This is a genomic window from Rhodococcus sp. R1101, from assembly GCF_000278445.1.
Lineage (GTDB): Bacteria > Actinomycetota > Actinomycetes > Mycobacteriales > Mycobacteriaceae > Rhodococcus > Rhodococcus gordoniae.
The window spans coordinates 1-1,132 of sequence record NZ_AJVB01000766.1 but is presented as its reverse complement, the minus strand read 5'-3'; the positions used below and the strand labels follow the sequence as shown (position 1 = coordinate 1,132).

The following is a 1,132-nucleotide window of genomic DNA, read 5'->3' as shown; positions in this document are numbered from 1 at the left end:
CGCTGCGGTTTCCCGACCGACACCGACACCGTGCGCGACCTGCTGTCGGAGATCGAATGGTCCAAGGGCACACTCGTCGCACCCGAGGACTATCCCGCCGCGGCCGTCCGCGCCCACCGCACCCCGCCCGCCGATCCCGAGCGGGTCGCCCACGTGTACGACACCTACGAGCAGCTCAAGAACCGGTCGGGCGACGGAATGTACCTCGATTTCGACGACCTGCTCCTGCACACCGCCGCCGCCCTCGAGAACAACCTCACGGTGGCGGAGGAGTTCCGCGACCGCTACCGCTGCTTCGTCGTCGACGAATACCAGGACGTCACGCCACTGCAGCAGCGTGTCCTCGACGCGTGGCTCGGCGACCGCGACGATCTCACGGTGGTCGGCGACGCCAACCAGACCATCTACTCGTTCACCGGCGCCACCCCGAAGCACCTGCTCGACTTCTCCCGCCGGTTCCCCGACGCCACCGTTGTGCGCCTTGAACGCGACTACCGATCCACCCCGGAGGTGGTCGACCTCGCCAACCGCGTGATCGGTGCAGCACGCGGTCGTATCGCCGGAACACGCCTCGAGCTCGTCGGTCAGCGTCCGCCCGGCCCGGAGCCGACCTTCGCCGAGTTCGACGACGAGCCGGCCGAGGCGCAGGCAGTGGCGAAGGCCGTCGCCAAGCTGATGGGCAAGGGGGTGCCCGCTGCCGAGATCGCGGTGCTCTACCGCATCAACGCCCAGTCCGAGGCCTACGAGCAGGCCTTCACACAGGCCGGTATCCCGTACCAGGTGCGCGGTGGTGAGGGCTTCTTCAACCGCGCGGAGGTCCGGCAGGCCGTCAACGCCCTGCGCCAGGCGGGTGCGCGCGACGATCTCCCGGAGGACGCCGGCCGCGGTGCCGGGCTGCTCAGCCTCGTGCGGGCCACCTTGGTGCCGCTCGGCCTGACCGACACCGAGCCGGTGGGCACCCAGGCACGCGAACGATGGGCGTCGCTCGTCGCGCTCGTGCAGCTCACCGAGGAACTGCTCGAGCACGAACCGGAACTCGACCTCCAGGGCCTGCTGCGCGATCTCGCGGCCCGTGCCGAGGCGCGGCAGCCACCGACGGTCCAGGGCGTCACGCTCGCGTCGTTGCACGCGG

1 protein-coding gene is annotated in these 1,132 nt (G+C 70.4%); it reads left to right on the top strand.

Annotated elements, in window-relative coordinates:
- A partial coding sequence (locus R1101_RS0124010; protein ID WP_016935697.1) for an ATP-dependent helicase occupies positions 1-1,132 on the top strand: 1,132 nt, incomplete at both ends.